The 18,691-nt window shown below is 64.0% G+C and carries 19 protein-coding genes and 1 pseudogene; 5 read left to right on the forward strand and 15 right to left on the reverse strand.

The genetic code is table 11. The features are described 5' to 3' along the window. The first annotated feature begins 173 nt into the window (after positions 1-173). A protein-coding gene (locus J4F42_17150) for an IS5 family transposase (GenBank protein MCE2487245.1) occupies positions 174-925 on the forward strand; the annotation gives its coding sequence in 2 pieces (ribosomal slippage) (positions 174-504 and positions 504-925; 753 coding nt in all). A 493-nt stretch (positions 926-1,418) separates the two neighbouring features. Here J4F42_17150 and J4F42_17155 read toward each other — a convergent pair. Next, positions 1,419-2,549 (reverse strand): LLM class flavin-dependent oxidoreductase, encoded by a 1,131-nt coding sequence (locus tag J4F42_17155; protein MCE2487246.1) that lies wholly within the window; start codon positions 2,547-2,549, stop codon positions 1,419-1,421. A 45-nt stretch (positions 2,550-2,594) separates the two neighbouring features. Further along, complete coding sequence (locus J4F42_17160) at positions 2,595-4,319, reverse strand: GAF domain-containing protein (GenBank protein ID MCE2487247.1); 1,725 nt, start codon at positions 4,317-4,319, stop codon at positions 2,595-2,597. 137 nt (positions 4,320-4,456) lie between these two features. Here J4F42_17160 and J4F42_17165 point away from each other — a divergent pair, with 137 nt between their 5' ends. Further along, the gene (locus J4F42_17165) at positions 4,457-4,777 is read left to right on the forward strand and encodes a hypothetical protein (GenBank protein ID MCE2487248.1); all 321 of its coding nucleotides are present in this window, start codon (positions 4,457-4,459) and stop codon (positions 4,775-4,777) included. 51 nt (positions 4,778-4,828) lie between these two features. Here J4F42_17165 and J4F42_17170 read toward each other — a convergent pair whose 3' ends face one another. From J4F42_17170 to moaC, 3 genes are all read right to left on the reverse strand, one after another. Continuing rightward, the gene (locus J4F42_17170; GenBank protein ID MCE2487249.1) at positions 4,829-5,719 is read right to left on the reverse strand and encodes an NAD-binding protein; all 891 of its coding nucleotides are present in this window, start codon (positions 5,717-5,719) and stop codon (positions 4,829-4,831) included. A 157-nt stretch (positions 5,720-5,876) separates the two neighbouring features. Then, positions 5,877-6,440: a hypothetical protein gene (locus J4F42_17175; protein MCE2487250.1), complete on the reverse strand. Its 564-nt coding sequence runs from the start codon at positions 6,438-6,440 to the stop codon at positions 5,877-5,879. 307 nt (positions 6,441-6,747) lie between these two features. Continuing rightward, positions 6,748-7,227: a cyclic pyranopterin monophosphate synthase MoaC gene (gene moaC, locus J4F42_17180; GenBank protein ID MCE2487251.1), complete on the reverse strand. Its 480-nt coding sequence runs from the start codon at positions 7,225-7,227 to the stop codon at positions 6,748-6,750. A 151-nt stretch (positions 7,228-7,378) separates the two neighbouring features. Here moaC and J4F42_17185 point away from each other — a divergent pair, with 151 nt between their 5' ends. Then, the gene (locus tag J4F42_17185) at positions 7,379-7,792 is read left to right on the forward strand and encodes a DUF4149 domain-containing protein (protein ID MCE2487252.1); all 414 of its coding nucleotides are present in this window, start codon (positions 7,379-7,381) and stop codon (positions 7,790-7,792) included. Positions 7,793-7,806: 14 nt separating this feature from the next. Here J4F42_17185 and J4F42_17190 read toward each other — a convergent pair whose 3' ends face one another. Genes J4F42_17190 through J4F42_17200 form a run of 3 tightly spaced genes read right to left on the reverse strand, consistent with a single transcriptional unit; the run spans position 7,807 to position 10,222 of the window. Then, positions 7,807-8,292 (reverse strand): histidine phosphatase family protein, encoded by a 486-nt coding sequence (locus J4F42_17190; protein ID MCE2487253.1) that lies wholly within the window; start codon positions 8,290-8,292, stop codon positions 7,807-7,809. Positions 8,293-8,302: 10 nt separating this feature from the next. Further along, on the reverse strand, positions 8,303-9,583 hold the full coding sequence (locus J4F42_17195) for an aldo/keto reductase (protein MCE2487254.1): 1,281 nt from the start codon (positions 9,581-9,583) through the stop codon (positions 8,303-8,305). A gap of 60 nt (positions 9,584-9,643) precedes the next feature. Then, positions 9,644-10,222: a metallophosphoesterase family protein gene (locus J4F42_17200; GenBank protein MCE2487255.1), complete on the reverse strand. Its 579-nt coding sequence runs from the start codon at positions 10,220-10,222 to the stop codon at positions 9,644-9,646. A 126-nt stretch (positions 10,223-10,348) separates the two neighbouring features. Here J4F42_17200 and J4F42_17205 point away from each other — a divergent pair, with 126 nt between their 5' ends. Both J4F42_17205 and J4F42_17210 read left to right on the forward strand, forming a co-directional pair. Further along, on the forward strand, positions 10,349-11,092 hold the full coding sequence (locus tag J4F42_17205) for a class I SAM-dependent methyltransferase (protein MCE2487256.1): 744 nt from the start codon (positions 10,349-10,351) through the stop codon (positions 11,090-11,092). A gap of 25 nt (positions 11,093-11,117) precedes the next feature. Further along, positions 11,118-11,672, forward strand: a complete 555-nt coding sequence (locus J4F42_17210; GenBank protein ID MCE2487257.1) for a CinA family protein — start codon at positions 11,118-11,120, stop codon at positions 11,670-11,672. A gap of 50 nt (positions 11,673-11,722) precedes the next feature. Here J4F42_17210 and J4F42_17215 read toward each other — a convergent pair. The 7 genes and pseudogenes from J4F42_17215 to J4F42_17245 all read right to left on the reverse strand — a co-directional run. After that, a pseudogene (locus J4F42_17215) lies at positions 11,723-12,538 on the reverse strand (3-keto-5-aminohexanoate cleavage protein). A gap of 59 nt (positions 12,539-12,597) precedes the next feature. Then, positions 12,598-13,386 carry an imidazole glycerol phosphate synthase subunit HisF gene (gene hisF, locus J4F42_17220; protein MCE2487258.1) on the reverse strand — a complete coding sequence of 263 codons (789 nt, stop codon included), beginning with the start codon at positions 13,384-13,386 and terminating at the stop codon, positions 12,598-12,600. A gap of 62 nt (positions 13,387-13,448) precedes the next feature. Further along, positions 13,449-15,800, reverse strand: coding sequence for a TonB-dependent receptor (locus tag J4F42_17225; GenBank protein MCE2487259.1), 2,352 nt, complete (start codon positions 15,798-15,800; stop codon positions 13,449-13,451). A 125-nt stretch (positions 15,801-15,925) separates the two neighbouring features. Then, a complete protein-coding gene (locus J4F42_17230) occupies positions 15,926-16,351 on the reverse strand; it encodes a hypothetical protein (protein MCE2487260.1) in 426 nt (141 codons plus the stop codon). Positions 16,352-16,516: 165 nt separating this feature from the next. Beyond that, positions 16,517-16,975 (reverse strand): DUF3237 domain-containing protein, encoded by a 459-nt coding sequence (locus J4F42_17235; protein MCE2487261.1) that lies wholly within the window; start codon positions 16,973-16,975, stop codon positions 16,517-16,519. Between the two features lie 32 nt (positions 16,976-17,007). Further along, entirely contained in the window at positions 17,008-18,237 is a 1,230-nt protein-coding gene (locus J4F42_17240; protein ID MCE2487262.1) for an LL-diaminopimelate aminotransferase, read from the reverse strand. Positions 18,238-18,299: 62 nt separating this feature from the next. Then, a partial coding sequence (locus J4F42_17245) for a P1 family peptidase (GenBank protein ID MCE2487263.1) occupies positions 18,300-18,691 on the reverse strand: 392 nt, incomplete at its 5' end.

Below are 18,691 nucleotides of genomic sequence, written 5' to 3' on the forward strand. Positions count from 1 at the left end.
GCGGAGCGAAGTCGAAGGGCCTATCCGGCGGCGGAGAACCTGGATTTCTGCTTTCGCAGGCATGACGGGCGGCCACACAGCATCGTTATTTGCTCTAGGCTCCGGACTCATAAAGGGGGTAGTCTGGGTCAACCGAGTGTGATGGGGTTCTGTGCTGAGAGGGAGGAAGTGCGGTGCCCAACTCTTTCTGGTTTTCTGAGCGACAATTCGCGCGGCTTCAGCCGCTGTTGCCGACCAAAGTGCAGGGCGTGCCGCGGGTGGACGACCGGCGGGTCATCTCGGGGATCATCCACGTGTTGCAGCGTGGCTGCCGGTGGCGCGCTGCGCCGGCGGTCTACGGGCCCTACAAGACGCTGTACAACCGGTTCGTGCGCTGGGCGGGCAAAGGCGTCTGGGACGGCGTGTGCGCGCGGCGGTCTGCGGCCGGGGGGCCGCCGGTGGCGTTGTTGCTGGATTCGACGCCGGTCAAGGCGCATCGGTCGGCGGCGGGCGGAAAAGGGGGGCGGACCATCAAGCCATCGGACGCTCGCGGGGCGGGCGCACGACCAAACTCCCTGCCGCCGTCGATGCGGCCGGCCGGCCCCGCCGGCTGAACGTCCACCCGGGCCCACGCGGGGACGCTCCTGTCGCGACGGCCCGGGTCGCCGCCCTGCCCCCCCAACGCTGCCTGGCTGCTACGGCCTACGCCAGCGCTGCCCTCCGGGCGTGGCTCTGGCGCCGGGGCTGCCAGCCGGTCCTCCCCACCAACCCGACCCCTAAGCGCAAACATCCTTTCGATCCGGTGGCGTATCAGGAGCGCACTGTCATCGAGCGCACCTTCGGCCGCCTCAAGGACTGGCGGCGCGGCGCCACTCGCTACGACAAGCTCGCGCAGAACTACCGCGCTACGGTCCTCCTTGCCGCCATTCTCCTCTACTGGTTATGAGTCCGGAGCCTAGAGCAGTGCTTCGTAGGAAAAACGGCCACGCAGTTAGAGGCAGTCATGCGGAAGTGGCTTGGGGAGCACCCGGAGCGCTGGCACGAAGCCTGTAACTTTCTAGCCTACGATGCGATTTCTGAAATGTGCCAGCTAAAGTGATTTTGACCCTAGAAAATTTCAGACTGATACACTACCCGACGCCGTAAACCCCTATTCTCTGGTGAGGGGCCTCGGTATAGGCCGACCCGCTTAAAGCCGTCCTGGGCGCTCCTGGGCGGTCGATTTTCTGACATGAGCCTCCACCATCTCAAATTGACCAGCCGACGCTGGGAACGGGCCCGGCGGGCCTGCCCCTGCCTTCAAGAGAGCGGGCTGTAGGTGCCAGGCTCCGGGCTGTGGTCGAGCTGGGCGGCTCGAAGCACACCACAAAATCCCGCTCGACCGGGGCGGCGCTCCCTACGATCTGAGCGACCTGAGCCGATTCCGTAGGACGGCCGGCTCAATCCGCAAACCGGGGCATGACTTTCTCGGCGAACAGTTCGAGCGAGGTCATGATCTGGTCGCGGTCATGAATCCCCTGCGGCAGCAGGAAGAAACACTCTTTGATCGGAATCTTGCTGCTGGCCTCTTCCAGCCGTCGGCTCAGGGCGTCCGGGTCGCCGACCAACAGTTCGGGGTGGCCCTGGCCGAAGGGCAGAAACCATTTATCCCACATCCACAGCGGGTCCTTGAGCCAGTCCTGGGCGACTGATTGGTCTTTATGGCAGATCAGCATGCCGCCCCAGGCTGCCTCGTCGCCCGGTTCGATCGTGCGCCCGTGTTTGAGCGCCTCGTCGTGATAGCCCGACCACAGACGCTTGCAGAAGTCGAGGTCCGAGGCCAGCACGATCGGCTTGCCGCCGTACTTGGCCCAGAACAGTGCGGTCCGCAGGCTGTGGGTGAAGCCGCCGTACAGCGGAGGGTGGGGTTGCTGGTAGGGTTTGGGGGCGATGCCGATCTCGCGAATCCGCATGTCGGCGTCAACCCCCTGGCCGTATTCGGTGTAGGACGACTGGGGGTGGGGGTTGATGAAGTCGTCGGGCGGGATGGTCCAGTACTTGCCCTTGTAGCTGAAGGTGTCGTGTTGCCAGGCTTTAAGCACAATCTCGACAAACTCGGTGAAGTACTCGCGGTTCATGGCGTCGTCGGGGCTGTTGCGGTTCCAGTCGCCCACCGCGTTCAGATCCGGCCGAATCCGGTAGTTGTGAACCCAGCGGGCCTGATAGCCCCGCACCAGACCCACGCCCAGCCGGCCCTTGAGCATGTGGTCGAGGGTGGCGATGTACTCGGCCGTCCGGACCGGATTATGGGTCGGCGCCACCCAGCCAATCATGTTGACCTGGAGCCGTTTGCTGTGCTGACCGATCCACATCGACAGCAGACCGGGTTCGTTGCTGGCCTCAAAGCCTTCGATCTGGAGGTGGTGTTCGGGATGGCTGAAGCCCGCATAGCCGGCCTCGTCGGCAAAGCTGACGTACTCGGCCACCTCGTCGAGCATGCGTTGGTAGAGTTCCGGGCGCTTGCCGGCCATGCCCGCTTCAAGCTCGTGCCGTCGACCGAGCGTCGCGTAGATGAACAGGTGAAACTTCATAGTCGCTCCTTCACAGGGGATCGCAGGTGCGGATAAGGGGTGGACTCAGGCGTTCGGCACGCTCACCCGGACTTCGGTGCCCCGGTTCCGGGCGCTCAAGACCTGTAGAGTCCCGCCACAGGCTTCGGCCCGCTCGCGCATGTAGAGCAGGCTGTACTGACCGTGCGGATACTGCTCAAGATGGGCGCCGTGACCGTCGTCTTTGATCAGCAGCGACACCCCTTTGTGTTCCTGGACGACAGCGATCTCGACGTGCGCGGCGTTGGCATGCCTGCCGATGTGATCAAGAGCTTCCTGGGTAATCCGAAACAGGCTGAGGGTAGCGGCGGAGGGCAGGGGCAAGACCGCGTCGTCAGCCTGAACGGTGACTCGAAACAGGGACTTCCGGCGCAGTTTGTCCACATACTCTTGAAGCGCCGCCACAAAGCCGAAATCGTCCAGCGTGGCCGGCCGCAACTCGTCCATCAGGCTCCGAACCGCGGCCGCCATGGCGTCCAGCTCGGCGACCAGACGCTGGATCTGTTCCTCGGCCTCGGGCACCCGCTGGAGAAACAGGTCTTTGCTGCGCCGAAAGTCCTGGAGGACGCTGAACAGTTTCTCGCCGAGCTGGGCCTGCCACTCCTCAACCAGATGCTTGCGTTCCTCTTCCCGGGTGCTGATGACCGTATGGAGCAACTCCCGTAACTGCCGGGCTTCTTTTTCGATCCCTTCGTACAGCTGGGCGTTTTCAATGGCCAGGGCGGTGTGCTGGGCCACGTTGGTCAGCAGCCCGACCGTCTTGGCCGGAAAGCCTTCGGCCGGATGCCGATCCGCCACCAACAGGCAGGCCAAAGGCTGCGGATAGTCTGGCTGCATGACCGGGGTGATAAACAGGTTGTGTTCGGCGATATCGTGCAGTGCGTCGGGCTGCAGCCAGGTTTGCAGGGTATCCGGCGTGTCCAACACCAGCGTGCCCCGATCGCACCCCCGGCGCAGCAAGCCACCTTCGGCCAGGCTGGCGGCCAGCGCCGTGGAGGCGGGCACCGGAAAACTGCCGGCGACCGCGATGCGCTCGGCCTGTCCGCTGCGACGGTCGAGCAGAATCAGCCCCACGCCCTCACAGGCCAGCAGACGCTCCAGCGTGTCAACCAACTGCTGCATGACCGTGTCAACATCCAGGCTGCCGAGCGCACGGTTGACGCTCCACAGTTGTTCGGTGGCCTGGGCCGACAGCTGTCGGTGGGTCGGCTGAGCGGCGGCGGATGGCTGAGTTGGGAGCAGCACGGCACTGATCCCGCCGGCCAGGAAGAGATAGGCGATCTGGGGACCGACGCCGGTGCCGGACAGCAGCGCGAATAATTCCAGGCAGAACAACGCCTGGAGGGCGGCCATGGTCAGCCCGGCGGTTGAGCCAAAGCGGATGCCGACCGCCAGGCTGATGACATAGAAATAGGTCAACGCCGGGCTGTCGATTCCACCGCTCACCCCGCACATCAGGCTCACCAGGGCGGTATCGAGGAGCGGAACCGGCACGACCAGCGGCCGACCTCGGTGCAGGCGGTAGACCACATAGTGGCAGAAGCCGCAGTAGACCAAGCCCAGGCCAAAGACGATACCTGCCACAGGTTGCAGTGCGGCAGCGTCCGGGGCCGCTACGAGCAGCCACCAGACCAGAACCCCGAGCCAGCGCAGGCGGGTCCAGACCTTTTCTTGATGGATAAGGGGGATGGATGTGTCGGAGCGGTACGCACCCCAGAAGGCGGACTGCAAGGCTGAAGGCAAGGTCTTCATAGCGTGGAAGCGCTCTCCTTCTTACTCTCTGTGCCTGCCTTTTGTCTAGGGGCGTGGCGGAGTTGGGAGGCGCTATTTTTTTTGAGCGGGGTGGGCTATAGGGATCAAGCGGCCGAAGGCCGGAAAGGAGACGGGCTATGCTGATGATGCTGAAAGCGCATATTGCGAAACCTGCTGACGCCTCAAATAAAGAATTCTACAGTGTCTGGCTCAAGGAAGCCGAGGCGGCTCTGGCGGCCAAGGAAGCCGGAGTGATCCAAGCCATATGGAAAGTCGCCGGTAAACCGGAGGTGATTGCGATTCTGGATGTCGAGTCGGGAGACGTGCTCGACCGCGCGATCCAGGGCCTGCCGCTATGGAAGCTGGGCTACGCCCATATTGTGAAAGACCTGGAATTTATCGCCCTGCGTCCGTATGAGAACTGGGCCGAGGATTTACAGACCCTGGCCCAGGGCTAGCTGCCCGCCGGGTGTGGTCGTGATCGCGTGACGGGAGTGGCGGCGGCCGGATTATCCCCTGACCTCCACCCCAGCCAGGCGTTCCAGGACTTTGACCAGAGCCTGGGTTCCCTCATCGCCGGCCCCCAGCGTCTCCAGGGCGTGAAAGAGGGTGTGGACCAGGCTGGTGGCGGGCAGGGCCAGGTGCAGGTGCTCGGCTTCCTGGAGGACGAGCCGTAAATCCTTCTGCTGGAGCTTGACCATAAAGCCCGGCGCAAAATCCCGCTCAAGCACACGCGGGGCGAGGTTCGACAACTGCCACGAGCCTGCGGCTCCACCGCTGATTGCCTGTTGCATTTTCTCCAGATTCAGACCGGCCTTGGCGCCGAACACGAGCGCCTCGCTCATGGCCAGATTCGTCACTGCCACCGCGATCTGATTGCACAGCTTGGTCAGCTGTCCCGCCCCGCTGGGGCCCATATGGGTGATATTGGTGCCCATGACCTCAAAGAGCGGCAGGCAACGCGTAAAGACCTCTTGCTTGCCCCCGACCATGATCGACAGTGTCCCGGCAATTGCGCCGCCCTCTCCGCCACTCACCGGTGCGTCGAGCAAATCCCCGCCCTTGGCCTCGACCGCCTGGGCAATCTCACGGGTGGCGGTCGGTGAGATGGTGCTCATATCAACCACCACCGTGCCCGGCCGTAGGCCGGCCAGGACGCTGTCCGGCTCCAGGATGACTTGCCGCACGTCGGGCGTGTCGGTGACAATGCTGATGACCACCTCGGCCGTCTCGGCAATCTCTTGGGGCGAAGCCGCCCCGGTCGCGCCGTCCTCGATCAGGGCCTCAACCGATTCCCGGCGTCTGCTGTAGACGCTCAGTGGATAGCCCGCCTTGAGCAGGTTCCGGGCCATAGGCTTACCCATGATGCCAAGACCGATAAAACCGACGCGTGTCTCCATAATGCCTCCCCGCTTGGCGCGTGATGGCACTATTCTTCGACTGTTTGGGCCACAATGGCAAGGCCCCGGGCAAGACGGGTGAGTGGGCGGAACGGGTAGGGGGAAGGACAGGGAGGTGCGGGCCGGGAGTGGGGCTCAACACCTCTGTCAGGTTGCGCTAGGCCGGGGTTTCCAAGCTGACTTCCTGGAAGCCGTCCTGCTCTTCAACAACCGGCTCGTCTTTCTTGTCCCAGGACCAGGAGGCGTCGCGTTTGGGGGCGGCTGGAGCGGGGGCGGCTGGAGCGGGGGTGGCTGGAGCGGGGGTGGCTGGGGCGGCAGCTTCGTTCTGGTCTGACCCCGGCGGATCGGTCTTGGGCCGGCCACGCATGGGCATGCGGTTGCGGACCTCACGCCAATGAAAGCTGCTGGGCGGGCTCTGGAGTCGTTCGAAGCTGGCCAGGAGTAATTCTTTGCTGTCAGCACGGCCAAAGCAGTGGTCGCCAATCCACATTTCCCAGCCGGGCCGGACACTGCCGTCCGGTGCGGTCAGGTCGCGACGCACAAAGTTCGGCGTCACCGTCGGCAGCGCGCCGCTCGCCTGAACCTCGTCGTCCGGGGCCGACGGGGCAGAACTGGCAGCGGCTGGTAGCTGGGCTGCCGGACCGCTTGACTTGGCTGCCCGCTTGGCCGTCCGCTTTTTGGCCGCTGGCTGTGTTTCCTGCCGTGCAGGACGAAGACTCATATCCTCTCCTTCGCTGCGCTTCTTCTGGACAGAGTCCGAAAGAAGGTTAGGTGAACCGTGGCTGAGAGTCCGGTCTGGAAAGAGGCTTGCCGACCCACGTTCAGGCCCGGTTCAGTAGAACTCGTCGGATAGGTGCAAATGAAACGGTTATGCCAAGATGTTCAGATTATTCAGGGTATTGCAGACTCTCTCCGGCACCGCTTACCCTGTAAGCCTCCCATGTTTTCGCCCCGATTTCAATCCCCCATGCGCCTATTGCCGCCGGGTTGCGGCCATTGACGGCGGTCGGTCCGCACCGGGCCGTCGCTTATGCCGGGCGGATGTAGGTGCCGCTCTTGCCGCCGGTTTTTTGCTGGAGACACACGTCCGAGATGCGCATGCCTTTTTCCACCGCTTTACACATGTCGTAGACGGTCAGGGCCGCGACCGATACTGCGGTCAGGGCTTCCATTTCGACACCGGTTTTGCCCTGAACCGCAACCCGTGCCTCAATGTCGAGCCGGCCGCTGGAGGGGTGGGGGGTGAACTCGACCGTGATGGAGGTCAGCGGCAGGGGATGGCACAACGGAATCAGTTCGGCGGTTTTTTTGGCCGCCATGATGCCGGCAACCCGGGCTACGGCCAGCACGTCGCCCTTGGGCAGCTGACCAGTGGTGATCAGGCGCAGGGTTGCCGGCTGCATGTGGACCGTGCCGCTGGCCAGCGCCTCGCGGGCGGTCACGGCCTTGTCGCCAACATCAACCATGCGGGCGCGGCCGTGGGCATCGGTGTGGCTGAGTTTATCCATGGGGTGTCCGGGGGCTCCGAGCCGGTGAGAGAAGTCTGCCACAGGCGGGAGCACGCTGGCAAGCGGGCTGCTGCCTGGGCGAGGGGCAAGCCTGGCGGCACTTGACGCCCTGGTACGGGATAGCTAGCCAGAACATGCAAGGAGATCGATAATGTTGGACACACTCCTCCTCACCGCAACCGGCATGTGGCTTGGCGCTATGGTATTTTTTGCCGCAGTCGTTGCGCCAACGGTGTTTGGCACCCTGGAGCCGGTTGAAGCCGGGCGGATGATCCGCCGGGTGTTTCCCAAGTACTACCTGTTCGGCCTGGTGTGTATAACGGTTGCCCTGCTGGCCAGTCTGGTGAGGCCGAACTGGTGGACCGTAGCCTTCGCCCTGTTGCTGGGCATGACCGCCTACGCTCGCCAAATCCTGATGCCCAGGGTCAACACCGCCCGCGATGCCATGCTGGAAAAGCACGAGGAACACTCCCCGGCCTTTTCCCGCCTGCACAAGCTGTCGGTCCAGCTCAACGCCCTTGAAATGCTGGTGTGCGCGGTTCTGATGTACGCCATGGCAAGCTGACCGGCACCCGGCGCTCAGACGCTGCGGCCGGGCACGAACACAAAACGGAGTCTACCCGGCGTGCTGGTCAGGGTGTTCCATGAGGGAGTATCGAGGTCGATGCCGACCAGGGCCCCGGTCGGCAGGGGCAACTCCCGGCCGCTCAGCCGACTGACCAGGTCCTCGAGGTCGGGGTTATGGCCGACCAGCAGCACCGCCCGACAGGCGTCGTCCAGCCCGGCCAGGACCTTGAGATGTTGGGCCGGGCTGGACAGGTACAGGCTGTCCAGTTTGACGATCCGGCCCGCATAGCCGGCCGTGCGCGCCGCCCGCTTGGCGGTTTGGCGGGCGCGTCGGGCGGCCGACGAAATGACCACATCGAGCCGAATCCCCTGCCGGCCGATCTCTTGTCCGGCCTGCTCGGCCTGCCGGGCACCGCGCTTTTTCAGACTACGCGCGAAATCGTGCTCGGGGCTATCCGGCCGGGCCTTGCCGTGGCGGAGGATGAGCAGGGTTTTCACGCCATTGCCGTTAGACAAATCTGAGCAGACGGTCGGCGTGCAGCAGCTTGGCCTTGATCGGCAGCTGGGACGGACAGGCCTGCTCGCACGGTGCCCGGCAGTCCACACACTGTGACGCGTTACGCGCCTCGGGCAGTTTGGCGTACTCTTCCATGCCGACGCGCTGCTGGCCGTAGTTTTCGTAGTACATGGCGTAGCGTAGGATGTCGTCGACCGGCACCTCGGCCGGGCAGGAGGACAGACACTCCCCGCAGCCCGGCGGGCAGTAGTCGTTGGCGACCAGACGGTCGTATTTTTCGAGCAGCGCAATGTCGGCCTGCTGTACCGGCTGTCCCGAGGCGTGCAGATACTCGTCGATCTGGGACCGTGAACTCATGGTCACCACCAGGCCGCTGACATCCTGGTTTGACAGCACCCACTTGAAGGCCGCCTGGGAGAAGGTCTCGCGTTCGGTTGAACTGAAGTCCGACAGTGCCGTATGCCGGGCGCCCTTGAGCGTTTTCATGGCCACCACTCCGACACCCTTTTGCTTGGCGTCGTGAAAGATGGTGGTCAGCTCGGGCCAGTTCCGAAAATTATAGGCGACCATGATGACGTCAAAGCGGTCCGAGTCAACGGCGTGACGCATGACCTGTTCCAGCCGCGGTGTATGGGACGAGACGCCCAGGAAGCGCAGCTTGCCCTGCTCTTTGAGCCGGTCAAAGGCCTCATGGATATTGGGGTTCATCAGCCGCTCAATGGAGTTGCAGGCGTGGATGTGGGCCAGGTCGAGGTAGTCGGTCCCGATCCGTTGCAGACTGGCTTCAATCGCAGCCATCACATCCTTGACCGGCGTGGAATTGCTGAGATGGCCGCTCGGGGTACAAAACTTCGACACGATGAACAGCTTGTCGCGCGGATAGCCCCTGATGCCTTCGCCCAGGGCGCGTTCCGAGCCGGCCCGGGAATAGTCGGGCGAGGTGTCAAAATAATTGACGCCGCGCTCCAGCGCGTGCTTGACGACCCCGGTGTCATGCAGGCCCGCGCAGCCAAACGAGATGTCCGAAACCTGCACCCCGGTCCGGCCCAGGGTGCGGTACTGGCGGATGCCGGCCTCCCGCCAGTCCGGACTGTGTTGGTCGGCCTGTTCTTCGACCGGCTGGAGTAAAAAGAGCTGGGTCTGGTACTCACAGCCGGCGGCCAGAGCTGCACCGCCGCCGGCCAGTCCGACTGCGGCCTGGCGTAAGAACTTGCGTCGGCTAGGGTTATTGGCCTGGGCTGGAGTCGAGCGGGATGTTTGCTTGGCGTCCACGGGCGGCCTCCTCAGCGGGGGATTGCGGACGAGGCTAGCACGCGGGCGGACGGCAGACAATCAAGATAGGCAGAAACGGTGAATGGCGGCCTGTCTGGTTTCGGTATCGAAGATCGCGTACGCCCCGCGTCTGTCCCGGTCACGGGGCTGGGAGGGCGAGCCGGGATTGACGACCAGGACCGAGCCGGCCCGCTCCACGAACGGGACATGGGTATGACCGAAACAGACCAGGTCGTAGGACAGGTCGGCGAACTGCTTGAGCCGGGCGCTGCCGGGGTAGATATACTCGTCGTGAGGTTCCCAAGGGCTGGCATGGACCATCAGAATCCGTGCCCCACCGCACTCAAGCTCGCGTCTGAGCGGCGCCTGGGCCAGGAAGTCGAGCGATTCCGCAGCAAAAGTGTCGCGGCATTTTTGCAGATAGGCCGGGTTGCGGCCGCCGAACAGGACCAGTTCGTGGTTGCCCTGAATACACACCACCCCGGCCCGCCTGAGCAGCTCGACCGTATCCGCACAGAAGCGGTATTCGCTGATGGCGTCACCCGGGCACAGCAGCATATCGGTCGAGGGCATATCCTCAAGGGCACGGCGCAGGGCTGCGGCGTCGGCGTGAATATCCGAGACGATACCGATTCTCATATAAGCCCTGTGTTCTAAAGACTTCTGGGTCGAGACGCAAGGGGTTAAAAATGAACGCGGATAAACACGGGCAAGACGCCTTTTGCGCGCTTGCACGCCGGGGGTGGAGGTGCCATACAGGAGGCTATGGGACAGACCGATACTCTGTATGGCTGGGACGATCAGAAGCGGGTGGATTATTTTGTGACGCGCGGCGAACTCCTGATTCCCAAGCGCTATGAACAACTCAGCAGCCTGATCGATTTCTTCCCTTGGCCGACCGATCAGCCCATTCGGGTGTTGGATTTAGGCGCCGGCTACGGGGCGGTGACGGAAACCATTCTTGAGCGTTATCCGCAGGCCAGCGTGGTGTGGCTGGATGGCTCGCCGGCCATGCACGGCCACGCCGAGCCGCGTTTGGCCAGGTACGGCCAACAGGTGTGCATGTTTCTCAGAGATCTGGCCGACCCGGCCTGGTCGGCGGAGCTGCCGGGACCTTTTCACGCTGCGGTTTCGGCAATTGCCCTGCACCATCTGACCGACCAGCGCAAGCGGGCGCTGTGTGCCGAGGTCTACGAGTTGCTGTTGCCCGGCGGGATGTTCCTCAACAACGACGTAGTGAGCGGTGCGCCGGACATGCGTGAGCATTTTACCCCGCTATCCGACCGGGTGATTCGGCACCACCTGCGCGAACGCACCGGCGTGGAACACTCTCTGGAGGAAATCCGCCAGGCGCGCACGGCCATGCAGCGACCCAAGGGCCAGAGCAGCCACATCGCGCCGCTTGAGCCGCAGCTGGAGTGGTGGCGCGAGGCCGGCTTTCAGATGGTGGACTGCTACTGGAAGTTTCTGAATTTTGCGATTTTTGGCGGGATGAACGGGGCGGGGTAGGGCAGGAGGAGGTTGACTTTCCTCCATGGACAAGACTGCGCTCATCACCCAAATCCATGCCTCCCCGGTCATGGTGGTCCTAGCCGTCACCGGCGGCGGCGCTCAAGCTGTTGCCGACCTTCTAGCCGTACCGGGCGCGTCGCGTACAGTCCTGGAAGCGGTCATCCCCTACAGCCAGGCCGCCCAAAGCGCCTTCCTGGGCAAAACGGTCGACCAGTCGGTCACGGCCGAAGCTGCGGCGGCCCTGGCTCGAGCCGCCTATCGGCGGGCCCTTCGGCTCCGCACGGATGAAGCGCTGCCGGTCATCGGCTTGGCCTGCACCGCAGCGCTGGCAACCGACCGACCGAAGAAAGGCGACCACCGAGCCCACATCGGGCTGGCCGAGGCGGAAGGAATCCGGGTGTGGTCGCTCACCCTGCACAAGGGCGCCCGCGACCGGAGCGGTGAGGAGCAGGTCGTCACCGCGCTCCTGCTGTCCTTGCTGGCCGAGGCATGCGGCCTGGGGGCCAGACAAAAGGTCGGCCTGCTCGCCCAGGAGCGGCTTATTGTTGCCGAGTTTCCTTCAACATTTGCCCTTTGATTTTTCTTCAGGTCAGGCTTCCAGCAGCGCCCGCGTCTCATCCGGCNNNCCATGCTTGTAATCATCCCCACCGCCCTGTCCACAATCTGCACATTGCTCAGCTGGCCTTCCGTGGGGTACTGATAGTCTTCCAGCCCAATCCGCACGTGGCCGCCCAGGCTCACGATCTGGGGCACGAAGGGCAGGTTGTCGCCGCCCAGGGTGGCCGCAAACCAGTTGCAGCGCACGCCGCTCAGCATGTCCAGGTAGGCTTCGAGGCTCTTCAGGGTCGGGGGCAGGCCAAACGGCAGCGTCGGGCCGCCAAAGTAGAACTTCAGCAGCAGCGGCTCGGTCAGCACGCCCTTGTCCAGGAAGACCAGGGCGGCGCGCAAAAAGCTGGCGTCAAAGATCTGTAGGGTCGGACGCAGGCCCAGCTCGTTTGAGCCCTCCAGGAAGTGTTTGATGGTGTCATAGGAGTTCTGGTAGACGAAATTCCCCTCGCCCAGGTTCTTGGTGATCGGATCGTAGGACACCAGGTTGACCGAGCCCATGTCGCCGGCGCCCAGGTCGGGCTTGGTGTCCGGGTCTTTGGCCAAGTCAACAAAGTGCTGAAAGCGCCGAACCGGGTCGTCCCCAAACGGAAAGGTCGGCCACAGCAGCGGGTCGCACTTTTCGCGTGTGCGTTTGTAGACCTCGGAGTAGTACGGCAAATCCTGAACCCAGGCGCCGGTGTCGGGGTTGCGGACATGGAAATGGATCAGCGCCGCCCCAGCCTGACAGGTGGCGATGGCATCGGTGGCGATTTCCTCCGGGCTGTAGGGGATATTGGGGTTGAGATCCTTGCTGGCGTTGCCGTTAATGGCAGCCTCAATCATGACTTTGGCCATGCTGTCCCTCCTTCGCTGGGTTGTGCCCCGCAAGTCTTAGCCTATGTGCGGAGCGGTTTTCAATACGTTTGGCGCACCCGGACGCCCCGCTCGGCCAGGAAGGCTTTGCAGTCCCGAATCGTGTATTCCTGGTAGTGAAAAATCGACGCGGCCAGGGCTGCATCCGCCCGCCCCTGGGTCAGGCCGTCATAGATGTGTGCGAGGCTGCCCACGCCGCCCGAGGCAATGACCGGGATGCTGACCGCATCGGCAATCGCCCGGGTCAGGGCGATATCATAGCCGGCCTTGGTGCCGTCTCTGTCCATGCTGGTGAGCAGAATTTCGCCCGAGCCATAGGTTTCCATGCGTTGCGCCCACTCAACCGCGTCAATCCCGGTCGGCGTGCGTCCGCCGTGGACGTACACCTCCCAGGCCGGCTGCTCGGTCGCAGTTCCGGCCTCCGGGCGCTTGCGTTTGGCGTCAATGGCCACCACCGTACACTGGGCGCCAAAGCGTTCGGCGGCTTCCTTGACGAACTCGGGGCGGTCCACGGCTGCGGTGTTGATCGACACCTTATCGGCCCCGGCGTTCAACAGATCGCGGATGTCCTGAATCTCGCGTACCCCGCCGCCGACGGTAAGCGGCATAAAGACCGTTTCTGCCGTACGCTGGACCACGTGCAGCATGATTTTGCGTCGTTCGTGGGAGGCCGTGATGTCCAGAAAGGTCAGCTCGTCCGCGCCCTCGTCATTATAGCGCTGGGCGACCTCGACCGGGTCGCCGGCGTCGCGCAGATTGACGAAATTAATCCCTTTGACCACCCGGCCGTCTTTGACATCCAGGCACGGAATAATGCGTTTGCTCAGCATGCCGGAAGTGTCAGAGCTTTGACCCCAAGAGTCAAGGGCGGGGGCCGAACCTCCGGCCTCGGTCAAAATCTGATCCTGAGGCCGACCGTCACAACCCGGCCTGGCTCAAACACCTCCCGCTCGCTGAACGGGTTCTCGCGGGTCATATGCTCGTGATAGTTCTTGTCGAACAGGTTGACGACGTTGATCGTCAGTTCGTGACGCCCCAGAAAACGCCAGCCCGCGCTGAGATCGGCGGTCACAAAGCCCGGCGTGGTATTCTCGCCAAAGGCTGAGTCAATCCGGTGCTGGCTCTGGACGAGCCGGACCGTCGGGTGCAACCACACGCCCCAGTCGGCGTGCTCGTAGCGGACGCCCAGCCTGCCCTCCAGCGGCGGTATCTCGGGCAGGGCTGTGTTGTCCGCCTCGTTTTCGGCGTACACATAGGCAAAGGCGCCGCTCACGGTCACATCCTCGCGGACGGCGTAGCTCAGACCCAGGTCCGCCCCGATCAGGGCGGCGTGAGCGATATTGCGAAAACCGCGCAGGTTGCACGGCCCGTGCGGACACGGGAACTGGCTGTCCAGGATATACTGCAAAATATAGTCGTCGATGCGGTTGTAGAAAAACGTGCCGTCCACGGCTAGTCGGCCCCACCGGGCGCGCAGGCCGACATCGACCTCCAGGCTCTCTTCCGGGTCAAGACCGGGGTTGCCGACGTAGAAGCCGCCCGGCCCGGGCCCCAGAGCGAAATACCGTTCGGTCGCGTCGGCCGTCCGCACCGCCCGTCCGAGCCCGACGAACAGGTCGAGCCACGACACGGGGGAGTAGATCAGGCGCCCGTTGGCGCTCACATTCGTCTCGAACGCCTCGACATCATCCGCCCCGGCGGCGTAGAAACGCTGGTAGGCCAGACGGGTATCCACATCCGGCTTGGCGCCGGCATCGACGAAATCCACCCGCGTGCCGACCACCAGCCGCCACTGCGGAGCGAACCGATAGTCGTACTCGCCGAAAATACCGCCGTCCATGATGTGGGTATCCGGCCAGACGTGAAAATAGCGGGTCATGCCGGCCATGGCCCCGCTCAAGAACGACACATGGTTCGTGCCCTCGCGTTCGAGCCGATACACGTCGCCGCCAATGGCCAGCCGCCCGCCAAAGCTGGGCAGCAGGTTCGCCTGGACGCGCCCGCCAAACGTCCGGGCGTCGAGCGGCAGCACAATGCGTCTGACCGGGTGGGCGTGGCCTGCATGTCCGGCGTCGTGGCTGGCGTCCATCATGTGCGCATCGTGGCCGTTGCTCGTCATATGCTCGCCGTGGCCGCTCGCCATCATGTGGTCGTCGTGGCCGTTGCCTGTCATCATGTGGTCGTCATGTCCGGGGGGGTGGCCGCGCCGGTCCATGTTGCCGGGGCCGGAGCCGTCCTGCCTGCCTCCGCCGGCACCGCTCCCGGCCCGATGGGGCTTGTGTTCGTTGTTCATCCGATGGTGCACGTAGTTGTAGTAGCCGGTGAATTCCAGGCTGTGGACGAAGGGGAGGGGCTTGCGGATGGTGTACGTCACCGAGCCGAGATAGGCGTCGTCTTCTTCCAGGTGCAGGGGCAGGGTGGCGAAGCGCGCGTCCCGGTCCGACTCGCGGCTCACGGACAGACGCAAACGATGGTGCGTGTGGGGTTGCCAGAGGAGGCTGCCGGACACCGATTGGCTCTGAAAGCCCGCCTGAATACGTTCTCCGTCACCGGACTCATAGTCCTGGTAATCGCGATAGCTGGCCGACACACGAAAGGCCAGGTTCGGTCCGCCGGCAGCGACCGACGCCAGCGTGGCAAAGCCGTTGTAATTGCTGGCGTACAGGCTGCCGAGGGAACCGTTCGCATACCAGGCGGGCGACAGCTCGGGCTGCTTGGTCACCAGATTGATCGTTCCGCCTATGCTGCTCGGCCCACGGGTGACCGAGTACGGCCCCTTGATGACCTCGATCGCCTCAAGCTCTTCGACTTCCAGGAGTGAGGTCGGGGGGTCCATGCGGAACGGCCCGCCGCCCCATATCTTGGTGCCGTTGGTCAGCACGCTTAAGCGGTCCTCACGCAAGCCGCGAATCATCGGATCGAGATGCATCCCGCCGATGCGCTTACCCGTGACGCCGGGGACGCGTGCCTTCAGGATTTCGGCTACATCCTTGGCCTGCCGGTCTCGTACCTCCTCGGCCGACACCACCGCAGTCGCCGCACCGGCGACAGGGGTCAGGCGTTCGGCGGAAACGGTGACGGGTTCGAGTGCTACAGCTTCGGTTTGGCTCGCCCGGGTCTCGGCCTCTTGGGCATCCTGGGCCTCTTGGGCCGTGGCCGGCCGGGCCAGGGCGACGATCCCGAGGCCGACAAAGACATAACTCCACACCCGCCGTCGGCGGGTGGATTCATACACATCAGACATATCCCTGTTCTCCATACACGGCCGGACGCGCGGGTGGTCCGGCCATAGCCCGGCCGGCGGCCATACGTGCTCGGCTCGGGCGTGTTGCTCAGGCTGTCGGTCACGACAACCCGCAGATGCGAAGATCAGACCGCAAACGGAGAACGTGGCGGGGGGGGAGGGGGGGCGAGGGTGATATCAGTCGGCCGCGCAAACGCTGACGGTGTGTGCGGCTGCTGAGTGGGTGTTATGCTCAGCCGGACGGGGTGGGTGAGTACAAAGCGGGAAGAGTCGGCGGACGGCTGGGCGGTCGGGCCTGAGGGATGGCAGGTGCGCAGGGCGCAGCCGAGGCTGGGAGCTGTTTTGTGGCGGGTGTGTGGACAATCCGGCGTGTGAGACGCGGTGTGGGCCTGCGGGCCATACGAAATGGGGCAGTACTGCCCGCTCTGGCAGCAGGCGTGCGGGTCTGCGGCGAGCGCGGTGTGGACGCCGCGCAGCAGCCAGCCGGGTCCGATCAGGCTGAGGACCAGGATCGCGCTGAGACACCGCTCAATGTAAGGACAGCCTCGCAAAGACACTCCTGCCGGCATGTGGCCGAAACACTTCAGGCGCCGTCAATCGTCCGCGAAAAATCTCCCTCAGTCCCCCTTTGGCAAAGCCGGAAGCCTGTCCTGAGCCCCGTCGAAGGGCGCGAAGCGCAGGGGGATGTGTCGAGGCGGAAAGGCGGCACCTGCCCCTCAATTGGCCTCAATCGCATATACCCGATAGGTCACCGAGTTCGGGGCCAGCCGCCCCTCGCCGGCCGCCATCAGATTGTTGAGCCAGGCGTAGCGTTCGTCGCCGGTCTCAAACTCCAGCTGGGAGATCCAGTACGTATCGCCGAACTCGCTTGCACCCCGCTGCTCAAACAGGACGGCTTGGAGTTTGTCGTTCATCACCATGCGGGCGCGATACGAGACGTAGATGAACGCCCCGTCGTCCGTCTCCAGGACGATACGGACATCGAGCCGGCCATTCCCGTCAGCATCGATCAGCGCCCAGTCCGCGCCGCTGGGCAGGACCTTGCCGGACAGACGCGGGCCGGAGAAGCTGCCGCCGAGGATATCGGCGACGATGCGCTGTCCCAGCGGGCCGCGACCGACTGTGGTCGGGGTTCTGAACTCGGCCGTCCAGTCAAACAGATGTTCCAGATGCATGCGTGATTCCCTTCCTGAATACTGGGATATTCTTACGCGCTGCGCAGGGCCGCGCCGATCCGCTCCAGCGCCGTCTCGACATTCTGGCGGCTGTTAAAGGCGCTGATTCGGGCATAGCCCTCGCCGCACTTGCCAAAGCCCGCGCCCGGCGTGCACACCACCCCGGCCTTGTCCAGCAGCAGGTCAAAGAACTGCCACGAGTCGGTGTTGGCCTTGATCCAGACATACGGAGCGTGCTCCCCGCCCACACAGGCGTAGCCGAGATCGCTCATGGTCTGGCGAATCAGCGCCGCGTTGGCCATATAATAATCGCTCAGCTCCCGGACCTGGCGCTTGCCGTCCGGGGAATACACGGCCTCGGCCGCGCGCTGAACCGGGTAGGACACGCCGTTGAACTTGGTCGACTGGCGCCGGTCCCACAGGCCGTGCAGCGGGTGAGCCGTGCCCTGCGAGTCATAGACCTGACACTGTCTGGGCACGATGGTGTAGGCGCAGCGGGTGCCGGTAAAGCCGGCCGTCTTGGAAAAGCTGCGGAACTCGACCGCGACCTCTTTTGCCCCCTCAAGCTCGTAGATGCTCTGGGGCAGGCTGGCGTCGCGGATAAACTCGACATAGGCCGCGTCGTACAGAATCAGGGCCTTATTCTCTCGGGCATAGTCCACCCACGGCCGCAGCTGATCCCTGGTCACCATGCTGCCGGTCGGATTGTTGGGAAAGCACAGATAGATGGCGTCAACCTTGCCCTCGGGCGGGGCGGGAATGTAGTCGTTATCCTGGGTCGATTCCAGATACACCAGACCCTGGTAGCGGCCGTCCTGCCAGCCGCTGGAGCGACCGGCCATGACATTCGTGTCTACATAGACCGGATAGACCGGGTCCGGAACCGCGATCCGGGTGTCCGGGGCGAATAGCTCCTGGAAGTTGCCGGAATCGCACTTGGCGCCATCGCTGATAAAGACCTCGTCGGCCGCAATGTCAATCCCGCGCGCCTGAAAGTCGTGCTCGGCAACGGTCTGGCGCAAAAAATCATAGCCCAGCTCCGGGCCGTAGCCGCGAAAGCTCGCGTCCTCGGCCATCTCGTCGACCGCAGCGTGCAGGGCGGTGATGCACGCCGCAGGCAGGGCGCGGGTCACGTCGCCAATGCCCAGCCGGATCACGTCCCGGTCGGGATGGTTATCCTGAAACGCGGTGACCCGTTTGGCGATGTCCGAAAACAGATACGACGCCTGGAGCTGGAGATAGTTTTCATTCATGACGATCATGCGCGACGTCCTCCTCGTGCTGTAGCGTGTGTCAGAAAGTCAAAAAAAAGGAAAGTAGGGCCTCATTCCGAGGGGCTGTCCGCAGGCGCCAGATCGCGCGCGGCCGGATAGCCGGGGATGCCGACTGCGGCCCGGCCGGCGCGGACAATCGCCTCGGCCATGACCTCGGCGGCCAGCGCTCCAATCTGGAGGAGCGAAGCCTGCGGCGTGCCTGCCGGCTGATGCGTGCCGGTGGCCAGGGCAAAAATCGTATCCCCGTCATACGGCGTATGGACCGGGTTGATGGCCCGGGCAAAACCGGCGTGGGCCATCTGGGCGAGCGTGGTGGCCTCGACCTTGGTCAGCCGCGCGTTGGTGGCCACGATACCGATTGTGGTGTTCTCAGCGCTGCGGGTCTGGGTGGGGCCGGCCAAGCGCAGCAGGCGGCGGCTGTCGGCCAAGGCCGTGCCGTCCT

Source organism: Desulfurellaceae bacterium (assembly GCA_021296095.1).
Classification (GTDB): domain Bacteria; phylum Desulfobacterota; class Binatia; order Bin18; family Bin18; genus JAAXHF01.

Excerpts from the sequence above, each read along its gene's own strand:
- J4F42_17205 (MCE2487256.1), top strand. The coding sequence starts at position 10,349 with ATGGGACAGACCGATACTCTGTATGGCTGGGACGATCAGAAGCGGGTG.
- J4F42_17155 (MCE2487246.1), bottom strand. The coding sequence starts at position 2,549 with ATGAAGTTTCACCTGTTCATCTACGCGACGCTCGGTCGACGGCACGAG.
- J4F42_17235 (MCE2487261.1), bottom strand. The coding sequence starts at position 16,975 with ATGCATCTGGAACATCTGTTTGACTGGACGGCCGAGTTCAGAACCCCG.
- J4F42_17160 (MCE2487247.1), bottom strand. The coding sequence starts at position 4,319 with ATGAAGACCTTGCCTTCAGCCTTGCAGTCCGCCTTCTGGGGTGCGTAC.
- J4F42_17165 (MCE2487248.1), top strand. The coding sequence starts at position 4,457 with ATGCTGATGATGCTGAAAGCGCATATTGCGAAACCTGCTGACGCCTCA.
- J4F42_17200 (MCE2487255.1), bottom strand. The coding sequence starts at position 10,222 with ATGAGAATCGGTATCGTCTCGGATATTCACGCCGACGCCGCAGCCCTG.
- J4F42_17210 (MCE2487257.1), top strand. The coding sequence starts at position 11,118 with ATGGACAAGACTGCGCTCATCACCCAAATCCATGCCTCCCCGGTCATG.
- J4F42_17225 (MCE2487259.1), bottom strand. The coding sequence starts at position 15,800 with ATGTCTGATGTGTATGAATCCACCCGCCGACGGCGGGTGTGGAGTTAT.
- moaC (MCE2487251.1), bottom strand. The coding sequence starts at position 7,227 with ATGGATAAACTCAGCCACACCGATGCCCACGGCCGCGCCCGCATGGTT.
- J4F42_17240 (MCE2487262.1), bottom strand. The coding sequence starts at position 18,237 with ATGATCGTCATGAATGAAAACTATCTCCAGCTCCAGGCGTCGTATCTG.
- J4F42_17170 (MCE2487249.1), bottom strand. The coding sequence starts at position 5,719 with ATGGAGACACGCGTCGGTTTTATCGGTCTTGGCATCATGGGTAAGCCT.
- hisF (MCE2487258.1), bottom strand. The coding sequence starts at position 13,386 with ATGCTGAGCAAACGCATTATTCCGTGCCTGGATGTCAAAGACGGCCGG.
- J4F42_17185 (MCE2487252.1), top strand. The coding sequence starts at position 7,379 with ATGTTGGACACACTCCTCCTCACCGCAACCGGCATGTGGCTTGGCGCT.
- J4F42_17175 (MCE2487250.1), bottom strand. The coding sequence starts at position 6,440 with ATGAGTCTTCGTCCTGCACGGCAGGAAACACAGCCAGCGGCCAAAAAG.